12 protein-coding genes and 1 tRNA gene are annotated in these 19,450 nt (G+C 55.3%); 8 read left to right on the top strand and 5 right to left on the bottom strand.

Annotated features, from left to right (window positions below):
- The first annotated feature begins 29 nt into the window (after window positions 1-29).
- The 4 genes from RUDLU_RS0115935 to RUDLU_RS0115920 all read left to right on the top strand — a co-directional run bounded on the left by RUDLU_RS0115935 (window position 30) and on the right by RUDLU_RS0115920 (window position 5,969).
- Window positions 30-3,059 (top strand): WD40/YVTN/BNR-like repeat-containing protein, encoded by a 3,030-nt coding sequence (locus tag RUDLU_RS0115935; protein WP_019989403.1) that lies wholly within the window; start codon window positions 30-32, stop codon window positions 3,057-3,059.
- 101 nt (window positions 3,060-3,160) lie between these two features.
- Entirely contained in the window at window positions 3,161-3,613 is a 453-nt protein-coding gene (locus tag RUDLU_RS27570) for a GNAT family N-acetyltransferase (protein WP_044130426.1), read from the top strand.
- Window positions 3,614-3,720: 107 nt separating this feature from the next.
- Window positions 3,721-5,124: a serine hydrolase domain-containing protein gene (locus RUDLU_RS28815; protein ID WP_019989401.1), complete on the top strand. Its 1,404-nt coding sequence runs from the start codon at window positions 3,721-3,723 to the stop codon at window positions 5,122-5,124.
- A 59-nt stretch (window positions 5,125-5,183) separates the two neighbouring features.
- Window positions 5,184-5,969 carry a transglutaminase domain-containing protein gene (locus RUDLU_RS0115920; protein ID WP_019989400.1) on the top strand — a complete coding sequence of 262 codons (786 nt, stop codon included), beginning with the start codon at window positions 5,184-5,186 and terminating at the stop codon, window positions 5,967-5,969.
- Between the two features lie 86 nt (window positions 5,970-6,055).
- Here RUDLU_RS0115920 and RUDLU_RS0115915 read toward each other — a convergent pair.
- A tRNA-Met gene (locus RUDLU_RS0115915) sits at window positions 6,056-6,128 on the bottom strand.
- Between the two features lie 132 nt (window positions 6,129-6,260).
- Here RUDLU_RS0115915 and era point away from each other — a divergent pair.
- From era to RUDLU_RS0115900, 3 genes are all read left to right on the top strand, one after another.
- A complete protein-coding gene (gene era, locus RUDLU_RS0115910) occupies window positions 6,261-7,328 on the top strand; it encodes a GTPase Era (RefSeq protein WP_019989399.1) in 1,068 nt (355 codons plus the stop codon).
- Between the two features lie 95 nt (window positions 7,329-7,423).
- Complete coding sequence (gene der, locus RUDLU_RS0115905) at window positions 7,424-8,731, top strand: ribosome biogenesis GTPase Der (protein ID WP_027303117.1); 1,308 nt, start codon at window positions 7,424-7,426, stop codon at window positions 8,729-8,731.
- Between the two features lie 626 nt (window positions 8,732-9,357).
- The gene (locus RUDLU_RS0115900) at window positions 9,358-9,666 is read left to right on the top strand and encodes an ArsR/SmtB family transcription factor (RefSeq protein WP_019989397.1); all 309 of its coding nucleotides are present in this window, start codon (window positions 9,358-9,360) and stop codon (window positions 9,664-9,666) included.
- Between the two features lie 73 nt (window positions 9,667-9,739).
- Here RUDLU_RS0115900 and ruvB read toward each other — a convergent pair whose 3' ends face one another.
- Together ruvB and RUDLU_RS27560 are read right to left on the bottom strand one after the other, a co-directional pair.
- Window positions 9,740-10,768 (bottom strand): Holliday junction branch migration DNA helicase RuvB, encoded by a 1,029-nt coding sequence (ruvB, locus tag RUDLU_RS0115895; protein ID WP_027303116.1) that lies wholly within the window; start codon window positions 10,766-10,768, stop codon window positions 9,740-9,742.
- 107 nt (window positions 10,769-10,875) lie between these two features.
- On the bottom strand, window positions 10,876-14,799 hold the full coding sequence (locus tag RUDLU_RS27560; RefSeq protein WP_019989395.1) for a T9SS type B sorting domain-containing protein: 3,924 nt from the start codon (window positions 14,797-14,799) through the stop codon (window positions 10,876-10,878).
- A 233-nt stretch (window positions 14,800-15,032) separates the two neighbouring features.
- Here RUDLU_RS27560 and RUDLU_RS0115880 point away from each other — a divergent pair, with 233 nt between their 5' ends.
- On the top strand, window positions 15,033-16,070 hold the full coding sequence (locus tag RUDLU_RS0115880) for a PorP/SprF family type IX secretion system membrane protein (RefSeq protein ID WP_027303115.1): 1,038 nt from the start codon (window positions 15,033-15,035) through the stop codon (window positions 16,068-16,070).
- A gap of 37 nt (window positions 16,071-16,107) precedes the next feature.
- Here RUDLU_RS0115880 and RUDLU_RS0115875 read toward each other — a convergent pair whose 3' ends face one another.
- Window positions 16,108-17,355 (bottom strand): aspartate kinase, encoded by a 1,248-nt coding sequence (locus RUDLU_RS0115875; protein WP_027303114.1) that lies wholly within the window; start codon window positions 17,353-17,355, stop codon window positions 16,108-16,110.
- A 94-nt stretch (window positions 17,356-17,449) separates the two neighbouring features.
- Window positions 17,450-19,384: a 1-deoxy-D-xylulose-5-phosphate synthase gene (gene dxs / locus RUDLU_RS0115870; protein ID WP_019989391.1), complete on the bottom strand. Its 1,935-nt coding sequence runs from the start codon at window positions 19,382-19,384 to the stop codon at window positions 17,450-17,452.
- Window positions 19,385-19,450: the final 66 nt, after the last annotated feature.

The raw sequence follows: 19,450 nt of genomic DNA, 5'->3' as shown, positions 1-19,450 counted from the left end.
CGTGGGTTCCAGACACTCTTGGTAACTCCATGAACAAACTTTTACTATCAGCTACGGTCCTGTTGCTCACCACAGGCGTCTACGCACAGAAGAAAGTCCGCCGGACAGCACCCACCCCGGCGAGTCAGGCCATTGCGGCCACCCCAGCCGCCGACCGGCTGCGCCCCCGCGCCAGCACCTCACTCGTGCAGAACCTGCCATTCAAATCGGTAGGACCAACGGTCATGAGCGGGCGCGTGGTCGATTTGGCCGTGAACCCGGCCAACTCCAACGAGTTTTATGTGGCATACGCCAGCGGGGGGCTTTGGCACACCAGCAACAATGGTATCTCGTTTGAGCCACTGTTTCAGCACGAGGCCGTAATGACCATCGGAGCGTTGGCTGTTGACTGGAAGCCCGCCGTACCCACCATTTGGCTCGGCACGGGCGAAGCCAACTCAAGCCGGTCGTCGTACTCGGGCGTGGGCTGCTACAAAAGCCTCGACGGAGGCAAAACCTGGCAACTGCTGCCGGGCCTCGAAGAGTCGCACCATATCGGCAAAATTGAACTGCACCCCACCGACCCCAACGTAGCCTGGGTGGCCGTAGCGGGGCACCTGTACACCCCCAACAAAGAGCGGGGCCTTTACAAAACCTCCGACGGGGGTAAAACCTGGCGGCAAACGCTCTACATCGACGATAAGACCGGCGCTATTGATGTAGACACCGACCCCACCAACCCACAGGTGCTGTACGCGGCTATGTGGCACAAAGAGCGCCGGGCCTGGAATTTCGTAGAGGGTGGCAAAACCTCAGGCCTGTACAAAAGCACCGACGGGGGCGAAACCTGGAAACTCATCACCGGAGCCGCTTCGGGTTTCCCGCAGGATGAGAACACGGGGCGCATCGGCCTGAGCATTTTCCCCAAAAACACGCAAACTCTGTACGCCATTCTGGACAACCAGAACCCCCGCCCGGCCAAAGAGAAAAAAGCCGAGAGCCAAACCAAAAAGCTCACCAAAGACGCCCTCCGGGTTATCTCGAAAGAAGATTTCCTGAAATCCGAAGACGCCTTTATCGCCGAATACCTGGAGGAGCAAAACTTCCCGGCCCGGTACACACCCAGCCTGCTCAAAGACATGGTGCGGACCGACAAGATCAAGCCCATCGCGATTCTGGAATACACCGACGACGCCAACTCGCGGCTGATCAATGCCGAGGTGATTGGGGCCGAGGTGTACCGCTCCGACGATGGCGGTGCCCGCTGGCGCAAGGTCAATGCCGACTATCTCGACGGCCTCTACAACACCTACGGCTACTACTTCGGCAACGTCTGGATTGCACCCGACAATGCCGACAAAATCGTGATTGCCGGGGTGCCCGTGATCCGGTCGGAGGATGGCGGGAAAACCTACCGGGGTATGGATCAGGCCAATGTACACGCCGACCACCACGCCCTCTGGATCAACCCCCGCAACAACAACCACATGATTTTGGGCAACGACGGGGGTATCAACATCACTTACGACAACGGCAAGACCTGGTTTAAGGCCAACACGCCCGCAGTAGGGCAGTTTTACGCTGTTGCTGTGGACATGGCCAAGCCGTACAACATTTACGGCGGATTGCAGGACAACGGTGTCTGGACCGGCCCCAGCACCTACAAAGCCGACTACAACTGGTACGACGGCGGACAGTACCCCTACAAATCGTTGCTTGGGGGGGATGGGATGCAGGTACAGGTTGACTGGCGCGACAACAGCACCGTGTACACGGGTTTCCAGTTTGGCAATTACTTCCGAATCAATCGCAATACTGGCGAGATGAAGCGGCTCGTGGTCCCGACCGAGGTGGGCGAGGCCCGGCTGCGCTGGAACTGGGAAGCCCCTATTCTAATCTCACGCCATAATCAGGACGTGATCTACTTCGGCTCCAACCGATTCCACCGGAGCCTGAACCGGGGCGACGAGTTCAAAACCCTTTCGGGCGACCTCACCGCAACGGCGGACCGCCACGGCCCCAAACCCGGCGATGTGACCTTCGGGACGCTGACGACTATCGACGAGTCGCCCCTGAAATTCGGATTGCTCTACACCGGTAGTGACGACGGCCGGGTGCATGTTTCGCGCGATGGCGGGTACACCTGGACCGACGTTTCGGCGGGTCTGCCGCAGGGGCTGTGGGTAAGTCAGGTATCGGCCTCAGCGCATCAGGAAGGCACCGTGTACGTATCGCTCAATGGCTACCGCGACGACCATTTCCGGCCGTATGTGTTTGTTTCAAAAGACTACGGTCAGACCTGGCAATCCCTGGCCGGTAGCCTGCCTCAGGAGCCGGTCAATGTGGTGCGCGAAGACCCCAAAAACCCGAAACTACTCTACGTAGGCACCGACCACGGACTTTACATCAGCCTCGATGGCGGTCAGAATTTCGTTCGGGCCAGCTCGGCTACCCTGCCTGCCGTAGCGGTTCATGACCTGGTGATTCACCCGCGCGACGGGGAGCTGGTAGTGGGCACCCACGGCCGGTCGATTTACACCGCCAACATCGAACCCCTGCAACAAATGGTCGATTCGCTGATGACGAAGCCCCTGCACCTGTTCGCCCTGAAGCCGATCACGGCCAACCCCAGCTGGGGCCGGATTTTCAACAAGTACGACGAAGCTCCGACCTACGCGTACCCCATGACGTACTACGCGAAGCAGGCTGGTCAGACAGTGGTAAAAATCACGACAGACAAAGGGCTGGTGCTGAAAACCCTTACCGACACCACCGAAGCGGGCCTTAACTACCTGACGTACAATTACACCGTTGATGCGACTGCGCGTGAGGCCTACGAGAAATACCTCAACGACACCCGCAAGAAAGACGACAAACCCGTGGAGCTTACCCCAGCCGACGACAAAAACCTGTACATCCGACCCGGCAAGTACAAGCTGAGCCTGACGCAGAACGGCACCACCATAACGCACGATCTGGAGATAAAAGCGCCCGAACGCCGGTCGCGTCGACCACTTACCTTCGCTTCGCCCGACGAGTTTGAAGCCTGGCGCGAAGAACAGGAAGAAGGCGGCAAGTAAACACCAGTACATTACCCATTAAAATGCCCCATCATGGCGTTACTCAGCGAGCCAACCAGCCTCCCTGCAACGCCATGATGGGGTTTACGATTACCTCCTTTATGTCGACACTCCTTCAGGCCACCCCGGCCCACCTCGATCAACTCATGCCTCTGATCGAAGGCTTCTACACCCATTTTGGCTATCCGTATGAGGCAACCACCCACCGCGCTCTGGTGGATCACTTTCTGAACACTCCACATCTGGGGTCGCTCTGGCTTATTCAGCACGAGGGCCACAACGCGGGTTATCTGGCCCTTACCTATGGATTTACGTTTGAGTTTCTCGGTCGCGATGCCTTCGTTGATGAACTGTACATCACAGAACCATACCGCAGCCTAGGCCTCGGTCGCTCGGCCCTGAAACAGATTCAGCACCTGGCACCCGAACTCGGCCTGGTGGCTATTCACCTGCAAACCGAGTCGTACAACGGCCGCGCCAAACGCCTGTACGAGCAATCGGGTTTTCGCGATCTGGGCCGCTCCACCCTCACCTGGCGACCGGGTCTCGCCTGACCGGGTCTCGCTGACCGGATTGCCGCTTGTCCGCGTACGGCACCACTCGCCGTTGGCCGGGTTGAACACCCCAAAAGCTCGGCGTATCTTCATCCAAACAACTCGTTATGCGCCGTCGCCTTCTTCTTTTTCTCTTCATGCTGCCGGGTCTTTGCACTGCCCAAAACCGGTTTGCCCTCGATTCACTCGCCCAAAAAGCCCGGCTTTACCTCAACGCCCGGCAACCCGATTCACTGTACGCGCTCATGGGCGACGATTTCAGACGGGAGATCTCGCGCGAACAGTTTCGGACCATTTCGATGGGCCTGAGCGCACAACTGGGCGAATGGAAACGGAATACCTTCCGGCAGTTTAAAGGTGATGCCATTCGGTACGCGGCCGTGTTTGCCAATGCGCCGATGGATTTCTACCTCAGCCAGGACAAAACGGGCCGCATCCAGACCTTTCTGTTTCGGGCCTACGAACCCGACCCACCTGCCGAGTTGCCGACAGTTGCCAACAACAATCCGCTACGCACCCGGCTCGACGTACGCGTCGATTCGCTGTGTCGGCTCTTTTTTGCCCAGAACAAAGGCGTAGGCCTGAGTATCGGCCTGCTCCGCAACGACAGCCTGTTTGTGTACGGTTACGGCGAAACCAGCCGGGGCAACCAAACAGTGCCTACTGCCAGCCATCTGTTCGAGATTGGGTCGGTCAGCAAAACGTTTACGGCTACACTTCTGGCCGATCTGGTACAACGCGGCAAACTGAAACTCACTGACCCAGTCAACCGATACCTCCCCGACTCGATTCCGGCCTTGCAGAAAGACGGGAAACCCGTAACCCTCCTGAGCCTGAGCAACCATACCTCAGGCCTGCCCCGGCTACCGGCCAACCTGCTGCTGGCCAACCCCGTTAATCCCTACAAAGCTTATGACCGCCGGGCTTTGTTTGCGGCTCTGAAGCAAATGAGCCTGCTCACGCCCCCCGGCCAAACGCTCGCGTACTCCAATCTGGGTGTTGGGCTGCTGGGCACTCTGCTCGAAGTCCAAACGGGCCAATCGTACGAGACGCTGGTTCGCGAGCGCATTGCCCGGCCGCTGGGCATGACCAGCACCGTACAAACCCTCACCGAAGCTGAAAAGCCCCGGTTTGTGCAGGGACATGACCTCCGGCAAAACGCGGTATCATCATGGGAGTTCGATGCCCTGGCGGGAGCCGGAGCACTCCGGTCCAACGTCACCGATCTGCTCCGGTACCTGAAAGCGCAACTCGGCGACGCGCCCAAAGCACTCAGAAAAGCTATTTCGCTTACCCACGCACCCACCTACACCGAACCGAAGCGGCAAATTGGCCTCGGCTGGTTCAGCGACCCGGAGGGCTGGTTTTTTCACAATGGCGGCACGGGTGGCTTCAGCAGTTTTGTGGGCTTCGACCCGGCCGCCCGCACGGGGGTTGTGGTGCTATCAAACAGCGCCATTCAGGTCGACCGGCTCAGCGCTCAATTGGTCGAACTTATCGGAAAGAAATGAGTTGAACGGCTATACACCGGCTGGCACAGGCCGGCCGGGTACATCTGACAAACACCACCATGCACCTTCACGTAGGCTGTACGCTTCAGTTTGAAGCACAGGATAACACGCCCGTTATTTTTATGCTCCGCCCCCGCTCCGGTAGTGGGCAGTGGATTATTTCGGAAGAGTACGAAATTACACCCAATGTGCCCGTTACCGAGTTTACCGACCGGTACGGTAACCTGTGTCAGCGGCTGGTAGCCCCCGCCGGGCCGTTCAGCGTTCGGACGGCCGCCACCGTCCAAACCGACGACACCATCGACGTAGCACCGGGGGCTCCGTTTGTGCCGATTGAAGACTTACCCGACGATGTGCTGCATTTTCTGCTGCCGAGCCGCTATTGCCAGTCCGATCAGTTGGGCGAGTTAGCCGCCGACATCACGGCCGCTGTCGAAACGCCGGGCTACGATCAGGCCGAGGCCATCCGACGCTGGATCAACCAGAACATCCGCTACGAGTATGGCACCAGCGACGCCAGTACCTCGGCCGTCGACACGGCCGCGCACCGGGTGGGCGTTTGCCGCGACTTCACCCATTTGGGTATGGCCCTGTGCCGCAGTCTCAACATTCCGGCCCGCATGGTGGTCGGGTATCTGCACGAGTTGAAACCAATGGACCTGCACGCCTGGTTCGAAGCCTATGTTGATGGACGTTGGTACACCTTCGATGCCACCCAAACTGAACCAAAATGCAACCGCGTGACGGTTGCCTATGGCCGTGATGCCGCCGACGTGGCCTTCACCACCCAGTTTGGGCCGATGCTGCTAAATACGATGGAAGTTTGGGTGAAAGCAGGGGAGTAGCAAAAAAGGCAACCGGCTACCCGGTTGCCTTTTTTACCTGTTGAGAAAACAAAAGAGGCCACTAAATTTAGTGGCCTCTTGCTTAGTAGCGGGAGCTGGACTCGAACCAGCGACCTTTGGGTTATGAGCCCAACGAGCTACCAACTGCTCCATCCCGCGCTGTTGGGAGTACAAAAGTAGTAGGTCTTTCGGGAAAATCAAACTACCTTTGTAAAAAAATAACGAAGCCCCTCCGCATATTGTTCTGCCGGAGGGGACTTTTTTTCTGTAGCCATTGGTTATCAACACTATATGGGATCACCTAAAAACAAAAAAAATTTGGCGGGTGCCGACGTGCCCGACCCCGCACAAGCCGACAGTACGCCATCGGGCACGTCGGCACCCGCTTCTCCGTCGCTCGATTCTGCTGCCGACGATACATTTTCCGATGATGCGCTTGCACCCATCTCCACTACCCCCGCTACCGAGTACCCCGGCCGCGCAGGGTTTGTGAGTATTGTGGGCAAACCCAACGTGGGCAAGTCGACACTCATGAATCAGCTGGTTGGCGAACGGCTCTCGATTATCACCTCGAAGGCCCAAACCACCCGCCACCGGATCATGGGAATTCTGAACGGTACTCACAACGACGAACCGTTTCAGCTGGTCTACTCCGACACGCCCGGTATCATTAAGCCGCTGTACAAACTGCACGAATCCATGATGAGCTTTGTGCGGGGTTCACTCGAAGATGCCGACGTGATTCTGTTCGTTACCGATATTTTCGAGAAGCACGACGAAGACGACGTACTGCGCCGACTGCAACATGCCGAGGCTCCGGTCATTCTGCTGGTCAACAAAATTGACCTGGCAACGCCTGAGCAGGTTGAAGAAAAACTTGCCTACTGGCAGGGGCATTTTGGGGCGGCCGAGGTGCTGCCTATCTCGGCCCTCAACGCCGTTAACATTGATAAACTCTTCGACGGGATCATCAGCCGGTTGCCGCACCACCCGCCCTATTTCCCCGGCGACGAACTAACCGATAAGCCCGAGCGTTTTTTTGCTTCGGAGATCATCCGGGAAAAGATTTTCCTCAATTACAAAAAAGAAGTGCCGTACAGCTCCGAAGTTGTCATTACCGGCTTCAAAGAGCGCGACGACATGATTGTGATTTCTGCCGAAATTCTGGTTGAGCGCCCCACCCAACGGGCCATTCTGCTGGGCGAAGGCGGTAAGATGATCAAGAAAACGGGCATTATGGCTCGCGAAGAACTCGAACAGTTTTTCAACAAAAAGGTATTTCTCGAAACATTCATCAAGGTAGAACCCGACTGGCGCAACAAAGAGCGTATGCTCAAGCGGTTTGGGTATGATGAATAACAGTTAACAACGAACAACTGACAACGAACAGCAATCAATAAGCCGTTTACGGAGCTGGTTACTGTTCGTTGTTCGTTGTTCACTGATCCCTGAAAATGGCAAACATTGTTGCAATAGTTGGTCGCCCAAACGTGGGTAAATCAACGTTTTTTAACCGCCTGACCGAGCAGCGGCAGGCCATTATGGACAATCAGCCGGGCGTAACCCGCGACCGGCACTACGGATACGCCGAGTGGACCGACAAACGGTTTACCGTGATCGATACGGGCGGTTATGTAGTAGGCTCCGAAGACGTATTTGAAGGCGCGATCCGTGAGCAGGTCGAAATTGCAATCGAAGAAGCTACGGTCGTTTTGTTCATGGTCGATTCGATGACGGGCCTGACCGGGCTCGATCAGGACTTTGCCAACATTCTCCGGCGCTCTAAGAAGCCCGTATTTGTGGTGGCCAACAAAGCCGAAACCGCCGACCGCATGCAGGCTTCGGCCGAGTTTTACGCCCTGGGCCTTGGCGACCCCTACCCCATTTCGTCGCAAACCGGTACCGGTACCGGCGACCTGCTCGACGAGGTGATTAAACATTTCCAGACCGAAGACCCCGAAGACCCCAACGCGGGGGTTCCCCGGATCGCCATCATTGGTCGGCCCAACGTGGGTAAGTCGTCGTTTCTGAACGTACTGCTGGGCAAGGAGCGTAGTATCGTGACTGATATCGCCGGCACCACCCGCGACGCCATCGACACCCGCTACAAAGCCTTCGGTAAAGACTTTATTCTGACCGATACGGCCGGTCTGCGCCGGAAAGCCCGCGTCAACGACAACATCGAGTTTTATTCGATTCTGAGGACGCTTAAAGCGATGGAGGCCTCCGACATCTGCATTGCCATGCTTGATGCCACACGCGGCCTCGAAGCGCAGGACCTGAACATTATTGGGCAGGCCGTGAAAGCCAAAAAAGGCGTGGTGCTGATGGTCAACAAATGGGATGCTGTCGAGAAAGACCACAAAACGGCCGACATCTGGCGTAAGGAGATGATTCGGCGGCTGGCCCCGATCGATTACCTGCCGATTCTGTTTGCGTCGGTACACGAGAAGCAGCGCATTTTTCAGGTGATGGAAAAGGCGATGGAGGTGTACGAAAACAAACACAAGAAAATTACCACCTCGAAACTGAATGAGGTGATGCAGCCCGAGATTGAGAAGTACCCTCCACCGGCTACCAAGGGTAAGCACATTAAGATCAAGTATATGATTCAGCTGCCTACCCCCTCGCCTACGTTTGTCTTTTTCTGCAACCTGCCTCAGTACATCAAAGAACCGTACGAGCGCTATCTGGAAAACAAACTCCGCGAGCATTTCGGGTTCGATGGGGTCCCGATTACGATTTTCTTCCGGCAGAAGTAAGCTTCAGGTATTCTTTGGCCTCTCCCCGAACAACATGCGGGGAGAGGCTTTTGTATTTTAGACCCAGCCGTACTTGGGTAGGTCAACTGTTTTGTAAGGTGTGCTATAATCGGAAAGCCAGTTGGTAGCGCCAAAGGTCGCTTGGGGACGCAGGGAGCGCAATCCCCCGAAGAGGGTATTTTTCGGACCAAGCCGGACTATTTTCTTTGCGGAATATCCTTTTTGCACCGGCGCGTTTTTCACGAATGAGAGCAAGACTAACCGTCAATTTTTACAATTAGCCGGAGGGATTCACATTTTAGCTACCTATTAACAGATAGCATAGGACCAATTGTTAATATTTTCAGTGCCGTTATGTTACTTCGTGAACATATTTCCGTCCAACAAACAACCGGAACAGTTATGGTATCATTACGTGTTCTAAAGCAAAGAGTCCTGGTAAACGGTTTATTTACAAAATTTATAGATGTTACCATTGAGTAACATGCTTAGAATTTTAACTTACCGCAAAATTACTTAGACCAGACAATAAAAATCCTTTATGATCAATTGCTTATAAGTTGTTTAGTAACTGATCTTTGCTTAATTTTAGTGGCATTAGTGCAGTACTTTTTTAATAACCCCATATGATAACCACGAATAACATGGAAGATGAAAAGCGTGTAGAGCGAGCAGCCTACGTGCTAAAGGCGGTCGCGCACCCCTTGCGAATTAAGATCATTCAGATGCTGGATGAGCACCGTGAGTTGAATGTTTCAACTATCTACAAGAACCTGAACGCTGAGCAGTCTTTGATCTCACACCACCTGATTAACATGCGCGACAAGGGAATCCTTGATATCCGGCGCAGCGGCAAAAACATCTACTACTTTCTGGTAGACAACGCTATGTCAGAAGTGATTACCTGCATCTACAAAAGCAAAGTATTGAGCTAATACGTTAGCTACGCAAAAAGCCCTTCCAGAGTCATCTGGAAGGGCTTTTTTGTTTTAATATGGGCTTGGCGGCTTATCCAAACAACTCACCCGTCTTGTACGTCGGCACTACACCGAGGTGGATGTAGGCTTTCTCGGTGGCTTCGCGCCCGCGGGAAGTCCGCTTCAAATACCCTTCCTGAATCAGAAACGGCTCGTAAACCTCTTCAATCGTTTCGGATTCTTCGCCACAGGCGGTGGCAATGGTGGTGATTCCGACGGGGCCGCCCTTAAACTTATCAATAATGGTCGACAGAATACGGTTATCCATATCATCGAGACCATTCTGATCCACATCGAGCGCACTCAGGGCCATCTCGGCGATATCAACGGTGATGGTACCATTGCCTTTCACCTGCGCAAAGTCGCGGGTACGGCGCAGCAGGTTGTTGGCAATCCGTGGGGTTCCCCGACTCCGGCGGGCAATCTCAAATGCTCCCTGCTCGTTGATGGGCGTCCCCAGAATAGCCGATGAGCGCTGTACAATGGATGTCAGTAGCTTGGCGTCGTAATACTCCAACCGGCAGCTAATCCCAAAGCGAGCCCGCAGGGGCGACGTGAGCATACCCGCCCGAGTGGTGGCTCCGATGAGTGTAAACGGATTCAGCTTGATCTGCACAGTACGGGCATTAGGACCCGAATCGAGCATGATGTCAATTTTGTAATCTTCCATCGCCGAATACAGGTACTCTTCCACAATAGGGTTGAGCCGGTGAATCTCATCGATGAAGAGTACGTCGTTGGGCTGCAAATTGGTGAGCAGACCCGCCAGATCGCTCGGCTTGTCGAGTACGGGCCCCGACGTCATTTTGATATTGGCCTCCAACTCGTTGGCCACAATGTGCGACAGGGTGGTTTTACCCAAACCCGGAGGCCCGTGGAGCAGCACATGGTCGAGGGCATCGCCCCGCTGCTTAGCCGCCTGCACAAACACCGAGAGGTTGGCCAGCACCTTGGCCTGCCCTGTAAAATCACCAAACGACAACGGCCGAAGTGCCCGTTCGATCTCTTTGTCGGTGGCGGTCATTCCGTCGGTTGTTCCGCTTAAAAAGTCTTTCCGCATAGCAAAAAAAGAAGAGGCAACCGTTGAGGCTACCTCTTCAAATTTACGAAATTTTCGGGAGAAATGGGCGTGTAAACCGGATGAATACGGCCCGTTACACCGGTTTTTTACCGAATCAGCAGCACCGATCCACGCCGAACTACACGCGGCAATTGCGGGTCGTACTGACTGCCGTACGTAATCACGTAAGCGTACATCATGGGTGGGTACACCTCACCCCGATACGTACCATCCCACTTGACCTCAGGACTGTCGCTGGCAAAGATCACCTCACCCCACCGGTTGAATATCTTGATTTCAAACCCCGACGTATAGGCACTGTACACGTCGAATTGGTCATTCAGGCCGTCGCCATTGGGCGTAAATGCTTCGGGCGTGAAAACCCTCGGCTCGCAATAATCGACGACCTGCGTCGACGCTACGGCCGTACAACCCGATGGATCGGTGGCCTGCACCGTGTACCTGCCTACTGTACTCACGCGCAATGTGCGGCCCGGACCACCCGCGCCACCCCACACAAACGAAGCACTCGCGGGGCCACCAGCCACCAACGTAGTAGAACCCCCATCGCCCACACAGAACCGGTACTGCGGAGCCAGCTGAATGGCAGGTGCGGGCCGGTCGGTGATCTGCACACTTGCCGTACCTGTACATCCGTTGGGGTTGCTCACCCGTACCGAGTACGTGCCGGGCGCCGTAACGCTGATGGTCGGTGAAGTGAGGCCATTACTCCACTGATACTGGTTGTTGGCAACGGTTGAACTGACGGGTTGTAGCAAAGCCGGGTCACCGGCGCATTTGTCCTGCGGAGGTCCCAAATCAGCAAAGCCCGTGGGGTCGAGGCCGACCCGCGTGGAGGCCGTGGCACTGCACCCGTTTACGTCGCTCACCTGCACCGTGTACGTACCGCTGTTGATACCCGTCAGTATGGAGGCATTACCCACGATGGCGTTGGCTCCGTCGCGCCAGACGTACAAGGCGGGAGTACCGCCCGTTGCATTCAGACTAATGGTGCCACTGCCCGGCCTTGAACAAAGCTGATCGCGCGGAACGGGGGTTATTGCCAGCGTATTAACCGGCGAACGCAGGGTGTAGTTGGACGTCGAGGAGCATGATAACTGGTCGGTGACCCGAACGGTGTACGTGCCTTCGCCCAGAGCCGACAATGAGTTGCCGGTGGTCGGTAAGGGCTGGTTGTTTCCTGCCCAGGCATACGTAAACGTACCCGAGCTTTGGGGCGATACCAGAATACTACCGTTCAGGATGGTGCAGCTACTGGGATTAACGGTCGAGGCTGTCAGCCGTGGATTTTGGCGCTCAGTCACCGTAACCGACGCCGTATTGGTACACAAATCAGCTGCATTCGGTAGCGAGTTTGGATTCCTGTAGGTAGCCGTTACCGAATACACACCGGCCGCATTAACGGTTGCGGTTCTGGTCGTTTGCCCATTACTCCAGTTAAACGAGTTATACGAAGGAGCAATAGCAGAAAAGCCTACCGTTGTACTGCTACCCTGGCAGAGTATAGGCTCAGGTGCCAGCGTAAACGGTTCGTTAGGCCGGGTAAAGAGCACATTGGCGTCATCGCGGACAAAGCATTCGGGGCTTTCGTTAAACGCGAAGGCTATGTACGTACCGTTTCGGGTGGCCTCAAACGTTTTTCCCCTACCAACAACCCGGTTGGCATACACCCAGGCGTAATTCTGGGCCTGTACATCAATCGACAAGGTGGCCGACATTGGCATCCGACACACAAACTGGTCATTCAGGGTGATGCTCTGCGGAACTGACGCAATGGTGACTGCGTCGGTAGCTGTAACGACCGTACAACTGGGGCCAAAGGTGTTATTGGGCCCTTTCTGAAACGTTTCCACAGTTAACGTGGCCGTGTAACTGCCGGGTCGGGCGTACTTGTGCGACGCCTGGGTAGCCGTACCGGAATAGGGTGTTGTACCGTCGCCAAAATCAATGGTATAACGCTCTTTCAGATCGGGGCAGAACGGCCCAATGGTAAACTGGGTTGTATCGCCGATACATTCGCCCTCATGACTCAGTCCCGCCCCGTTCGATGGTGGCTGACTGAAATTGGCAATCTGGTTGGGCAGTCCAAGCTGCCCCGTTTTACTACCCAACGACTGCCCCCGCGGGTTGAACCGGAGCGTGTCGAGCAGGCTGGCGTTGGGGTTTTCGATTACCCCCAGCTCCGACTGGCCGGGTATCGACATGTAAATCCGTCCATCGGGGCCAATCTGCAAGGCTCCAAACTGCTGGGTAGTGCTGGTAGCCACTTCGGATCGGGCGGCCGTGAGCTGATCGGGATCGGTAATGGTCAGATCGTAGCGGAGCAGATACGACGACACCGCCGTGCCGCTGGCGGGGTCGCCTTTGAGGGTCACGTACAGGCTTTTCCCATCGGGCGAAAACTCGACCCCGTACGCACTGGGCGGGGCTGGCCCGAGGTCGATAGTTCGGTCGTATTCGAGCGTACCCGTTTTATCATTGAATTTATACAGTTCCACAATGTTGTTGGCAATCGCCGTGTTGGAGCCGGGTACGCCCGGTACAATCATGGCCACCGGGCGCACTACCCCATCGGCCGTATTACTGCCGGGGTTGGTGGCCGTGCCCGACGTCCCCGTGGCCGAGGTCGCCGTAGTGCTCTGCGGGGCCGGGCCTATTTTGATGTACCCTTCGCCCTGAGCGGCCAGTGTCTGCGACCGGCTTTGTGTGATCACCACCGTTTTCTGCTCAGGCACCGCATTCCGGGTGATGTGCGTAATCCGAAACGTACTACCGCCAAAATCACGGGTGATCACCCAATAGGTTGAATCCTGCTCGTTTTGCACCCCTGCCGAACGTTCGGTGCTCAGTGCCGTGGTCGATGAGCCCGCTACGGGCAGGTTAGTTTCGACAATGGCTCCCTTGCCATCGTTTTTGCGCATGTCGACAATGCTGTACGTAAGCTGCCGGGTCCCGTTGATTTCGGCGGTGGTGTACACATAGTACTGGTACTCGCAGCCCCGGCAAGTGCCTTTCGGCACAATCAGGGCCGATTGGGTTGAAATCTGGCTGCCACCCAGCGATGCAACCGCCGTAGTGATAACCGGCTTCGAAGTTGTTGGGTCGATCACCAGTTTTCCGTTGGCGTCAAACTGTACCGCGCCCATCACGTTGCCGTCGGCATCATACACTTTTACCCCATCGGTATAAAACAAAACGTTGCCTTTGGCATCAGAAATAGACGAAGCCCCCTCAATGGTACTGAGCTTACCATCGTCGATGGGTGAAGGCGAACCGCCACCGGCAAAATCGAGACCGGCATTATTACCAAAATACCACTTGGCGCCGGGCGAGCCTGCCTGTTCGGGGCAAACTTGTACCTGAATCCGGTTTTCGGTTGTACAACCAAAGGCATTCGTCACCTCGACCGAGTAGCAGCCTGAGCCGGTCACGCTAATGGTTTGGGTGATTTCGCCTTTGGGAGCCCACTCATACGTCACGCCCGAAGGGGCTCCATTGGGGTAGGGATCTAAAGTTAGCACCTGCCCTTTACAGATGGTCGTATCAGTACGCCAGTTCTGAAACTCACGCGGTGCGGTGCCGATATTGATCTGAAACGTTTCGGTTTGGGCGGGCAGGGCACTATTTGAAAAGGTACGGGTGACAGTAACCGTTTTTAAGCCTTGCGATGAATAGCCGTATTGTACCACACTGTACGACGTGGTCGAGGTCGACGCACCGGGGGTAGCGGTGCCGCTGATGGGAGCACTGTCAAACTCCCATTTCCACGAAGCAACGCCCGGCGTAGCATCCCGAAACGTGGTGGGTTCGCCCTTGCACTGGCTATCCCCCGACCCGATTTCGGTTTGCACGCACGGACGCCGAATGCTGATACCCGACGGTAATCCGTTGCCGGTTCCCGTCGACGACGTGGGTGGGGTTCCCTGCCCCAACACGGGCCACAAACTGCTCAGTCCCAGCAGACAGAGCAAGACACCAAAAAACCGAAAATATGTAGACGCGTAGCGCATAAATAACCTGTCATCCTCTAAACCTATACTACCACCTCTCCCATAACTAATGCAGCGGCCGTTCGTTAATTTTAACGAAAACCAGGCCGCAAAATTTTATCTCATCGTTGCCGCCACGGTGCGCCCAAAAAAGGCGTAATTTTATAAACATTCCCAAATTGGTGCGGGCAATTTGCGCTAATTAGTTAGCGTTTAATTGAAACGGCAAGCTTTTTGCGCTGACCATGACCATTATGACCAAACGTTTCCTTTTGTTGGGGTTTATCCTGCTCCTGAGCCAGCTTGGTTCGGCGCAAGATCCCCAATTCACGCAGTTCTACGCGGCCCCGCTGTACCTTAACCCCGCTTTTGCCGGATCAGCGCTGGCACCCCGTGTAACGGCTAATTACCGCAATCAGTGGCCATCCGTTGCAAACTACGTAACGTCGATGGTTGGCGTTGATCATTACATCGATCGGTTTAATAGTGGTGTGGGGCTCATGCTGATCAGCGACAATCAGGGACAGGGCCAGATTCGTTCGACTGAGATTGCCGGGCAATACGCGTATCAGGTTCAGATCAACGAGGTGTCGGCCGTGCGGTTGGGCTTACAGGCGTCGTACGTTAACCGCAATGTAGGGTATTTTGGTCTTACCTTCGGCGACCAGTTCAGCAATCGTGGGTTCATTGATGGCAGCACCAGCGCCGACGCCGGCCTGCTCGGTTCGGCCCGGCCCAACAAGTACGTCGATTTCTCGACCGGTGCCCTGTACTACTCCGATTGGGTTTGGCTCGGCGTATCAGCCCACCACATCAACCGCCCGAGCCAGGGCTTCTTTGCGGGCGACAACAGCCGCTTGCCCATCAAAGGAAGTATTCATACCGGTTTGCGTATTCCGCTGATGGGCTTCACGGGGCTGGGCGACGAGGCTGAGCGAGAAATCAGTTTCTCCCCGGTGGTTCACTATAAATTTCAGGGTAAGTACGATCAGCTGGACATAGGCGCTTACTTCACGTACTCTCCGCTCACGGTAGGGGCTTATTACCGGGGGCTACCCTTCAAGAAATACGATCAACGGATCAATAACCACGATGCCATGGCGTTTCTGGTGGGTTTCCGACAGGATAAATTCTCGGTTGGCTACAGCTACGATGCTACCATCTCGACCCTCGGTTTTGCGAGTGGCGGCTCCCACGAAATTTCGATCTCCTATCTTTTCGATCCGATTGAGAACAACCGGAAAGCCCGCAACCGGCGCCGGAACCCTCAGTTGGCCTGCCCGAAGTTTTAACACAAAAAAATCCCCCTGCCGCGCGGCAGGGGGATTTTTATTTGACTACTAATTGCACGGTATAGCGGCTTTTTTGTTCGAGCAACAGTTTTTTGTCGACCAGCACCCGGTCGATGGTGGCCTGATCGTAGTAGCGGATGGTGATGAGCTCCAGGCCTTCATTGTAGCTAACCCGGAAGTTCTGCCGGAGCAAATCGAGCAGAGCCGGTAGCCGGTCGGGGTTTGTATCGACTACTACCGAGAAGCTGATTGCGGTGTTTTGCATCAAATTAATTTTGATCCCGGCGGCCGCAAACTGCCCGAAAATCTGACTCAGGTTATCTTCGGCTATAAACGAAAAATCCTTCGGGTGCAGCGAAATGAGCGTCTGATTGACCTTGAAGATAAATGAGGGGGTAGTCAGTTGCCCTTCCGACGCGTTGATCACCGTGCCGGGTGCTTCGGGCTGCAAAAACGACCGTACGTACAACGGAATTCCTTTGTTCTGAAGCGGCTTGATGGTTTTTGGGTGAATCACCGTAGCCCCGTAATAGGCCAGCTCAATGGCATCCTGGTACGTCAGTTGGGTGAGTAATACGGTTTGGTCGAAATACTTCGGATCGGCATTGAGTACCCCCGGTACATCTTTCCAGATCGTGACGCTCTCGGCATCGGTACAGTACGCGAAGATAGCCGCCGTGTAATCGGAGCCTTCGCGGCCCAGCGTGGTTGTGAGCCCCGTACCAGCAGCCTGCCCCACAAACCCCTGGGTGACAATCAGGCTACCGTCGCCACAGCCATTGACAAACCCCCGTATGGCACGCTGAGTCTGTTCCCAATCCACTTTGCCTTCGCGAAAAGTATCATCGGTACAGACCAGTTGGCGGGCATCGGCCCAGATAGCCCCGCAGTAAGCAGCCACAATCTGGGTCGAGATAATTTCGCCGACCGAAACAATCTGATCATAAATCTGATCGAACGGACCAGACGGTTTCTGCCGCAGTACGGTATCGACCCACAAAAAGGTACCATAAGCACCCCGGAACGTCTGGGCCCAGTCGGCACCGGCGAGGTCGCGCATGATGGCTTCGTGGTAGCTTTGCACCGTTGCCCAACGGGTGAGGGCTTCGTCGGTTTTATGATCGGCATAGGCGCGGGTCACCTCTTCGAGTGCGTTGGTGGTTTTACCCATCGCCGAAACCACCACAATAGCGCCCTGCTGGGCCTGTGTACGCAGAATATGGGCCAGGTTCCGAACACCGGCCGCGTCTTTAACGGATGCCCCGCCAAACTTAAAAACCTTCATTCGGGTCATAAATGGACAGGATTACAGGATTAAACAGGATTTTCGTGTGAATGGAAATCCTGTTTAATCCTGTAATCCTGTCAAAAGAACTTTTTTAAATGACAATCTTGCTCCCCGCATACAGAAGCTCTTTCACGGCCGAAGCAATGCCTTCAGGATCAAAGCCACACTCGCGGTGCAACTCGATTTGCTCGCCATGTTCGATGATGGCGTCGGGGATACCGAGCCGTTTTACATGAGCCGAATAGCCGTGCTCGGCCATAAACTCCAGCACCGCCGAGCCGAAGCCGCCCATCAAACAGCCATCTTCAACAGTCAGCACCCGGTCGAAACGAGTAAAGATCTGGTGGAGCAAAGCCTCGTCGAGTGGTTTCACATAACGCATGTCGAAATGCGCCGGGTGAATACCTTCTTTCGCCAGGGTAGCAGAGGCCTCTACAGCATAATTGCCGATGTGGCCCAGCGTCAGGATAGCAACGCCTTCGCCGTCCTGAATTAGCCGACCTTTGCCAATTTCCTGCTTTTCGAGCGGAGTACGCCAGGCGGGCATCACGCCCTCGCCCCGTGGATACCGGATGGTAAACGCCCGTTTGCCCTGCTGAACCTCGTCGGAAGCGGCCGTAAACATCATGTTCCGCAGCTCCTGCTCATTCATGGGGGCCGCCACAATCATGTTGGGCACGCAACGCATGTAAGCAATGTCGTAAGCACCGTGGTGCGTAGGGCCGTCGGCACCGGCAAAACCCGCCCGGTCGAGGCAGAAAATAACCGGCAACTCCTGAATACACACATCATGCACCACCTGATCGTAGGCACGCTGCATAAACGTGGAGTAAATATTACAGAACACCACCTGCCCCCGGGTGGCCATACCGGCCGAGAACGTAACGGCATGCTGTTCGGCAATGCCCACATCGAAGGCCCGGTCGGGCATGGCCTTCATCATGATATTCATCGACGAACCTGAAGGCATAGCCGGGGTAACGCCCACCACTTTGGCGTTTTGCTCGGCCAGCTCAACGAGCGTATGCCCAAACACATCCTGATACTTAGGCGGCTGCGGGCTGTCGTACACTTTTTTCTTGATTTCGCCCGTGACCTTGTCGAACAAACCGGGCGCGTGCCACTTGGTCTGATCTTTTTCGGCGGGGCCATATCCCTTACCTTTCACCGTCAGCACGTGCAACAGCTTGGGGCCGGGAATTTGCTTAAGGTCTTCGAGCACACTCGTCAGGTGGTCGATGTCGTGTCCATCAATTGGACCGAAATACCGCAGGTTGAGCGACTCAAACAGGTTACTTTGCTCAAGCAGAGAACCTTTGATGCCCGTTTGAATCTGCGACACCAACTCCTGAGCGGTTTTGCCCAGCTTGTCCATTTTGCCGAGCAGGTTCCAGATCTCGCCCTTTACCTTATTGTAGGTTTGCGAAGTGGTGATGTCGGTCAGGTATTCGCGCAGGGCCCCCACATTGGGGTCGATGCTCATGTTGTTGTCGTTCAACACAATGAGCAGGTTGGCATCGGTAGCCCCCGCGTGATTCATCCCTTCAAACGCTTCGCCAGCCGTCATCGAGCCATCGCCAATAACGGCAATGTGCTGCCGCAGGGGGTTACCCTCCAGCTTCGACGCAACGGCCATACCCAAAGCGGCTGAAATAGACGTCGACGAGTGGCCTACGCCAAAGGTGTCGTACTCGCTCTCTTTGCGCTTGGGAAAACCCGAAATGCCTTTGTAGAACCGGTTGGTATGAAAAACGTCGCGCCGACCAGTTAGGATCTTGTGGCCGTAGGCCTGATGACCCACATCCCAAACCAGCTGATCGTCAGGCGTATTGAAGACATAATGAAGTGCTACTGTCAGTTCAACCACGCCGAGGCTGGCCCCGAAGTGCCCTCCATAAACCGATACGTTATCGATGATAAACTGACGAAGCTGGTCGCAAACCTTAGGGAGTTCTGTCTTATCGAACCGACGGAGATCGGCGGGCGTGTTGATGGTAGCGAGTAAGTTGCCGGGGGTAATCAGCATGGTTGATCGTCAAAATCGTTGTGTTACAACAACAAACGGGCCTGAATAATGTTCACGCCTGTTTGT

It is taken from the genome of Rudanella lutea DSM 19387 (assembly GCF_000383955.1).
Lineage (GTDB): Bacteria > Bacteroidota > Bacteroidia > Cytophagales > Spirosomataceae > Rudanella > Rudanella lutea.
Note: the sequence above shows the minus strand (reverse complement) of the source record. Positions and strands in the feature narration are given on the sequence as shown.

Excerpts from the sequence above, each read along its gene's own strand:
- dxs (WP_019989391.1), bottom strand. The coding sequence starts at position 19,384 with ATGCTGATTACCCCCGGCAACTTACTCGCTACCATCAACACGCCCGCC.
- der (WP_027303117.1), top strand. The coding sequence starts at position 7,424 with ATGGCAAACATTGTTGCAATAGTTGGTCGCCCAAACGTGGGTAAATCA.
- RUDLU_RS0115875 (WP_027303114.1), bottom strand. The coding sequence starts at position 17,355 with ATGAAGGTTTTTAAGTTTGGCGGGGCATCCGTTAAAGACGCGGCCGGT.
- RUDLU_RS28815 (WP_019989401.1), top strand. The coding sequence starts at position 3,721 with ATGCGCCGTCGCCTTCTTCTTTTTCTCTTCATGCTGCCGGGTCTTTGC.
- ruvB (WP_027303116.1), bottom strand. The coding sequence starts at position 10,768 with ATGCGGAAAGACTTTTTAAGCGGAACAACCGACGGAATGACCGCCACC.
- era (WP_019989399.1), top strand. The coding sequence starts at position 6,261 with ATGGGATCACCTAAAAACAAAAAAAATTTGGCGGGTGCCGACGTGCCC.
- RUDLU_RS0115935 (WP_019989403.1), top strand. The coding sequence starts at position 30 with ATGAACAAACTTTTACTATCAGCTACGGTCCTGTTGCTCACCACAGGC.
- RUDLU_RS0115920 (WP_019989400.1), top strand. The coding sequence starts at position 5,184 with ATGCACCTTCACGTAGGCTGTACGCTTCAGTTTGAAGCACAGGATAAC.
- RUDLU_RS27560 (WP_019989395.1), bottom strand. The coding sequence starts at position 14,799 with ATGCGCTACGCGTCTACATATTTTCGGTTTTTTGGTGTCTTGCTCTGT.
- RUDLU_RS0115880 (WP_027303115.1), top strand. The coding sequence starts at position 15,033 with ATGACCAAACGTTTCCTTTTGTTGGGGTTTATCCTGCTCCTGAGCCAG.
- RUDLU_RS0115900 (WP_019989397.1), top strand. The coding sequence starts at position 9,358 with ATGATAACCACGAATAACATGGAAGATGAAAAGCGTGTAGAGCGAGCA.
- RUDLU_RS27570 (WP_044130426.1), top strand. The coding sequence starts at position 3,161 with ATGTCGACACTCCTTCAGGCCACCCCGGCCCACCTCGATCAACTCATG.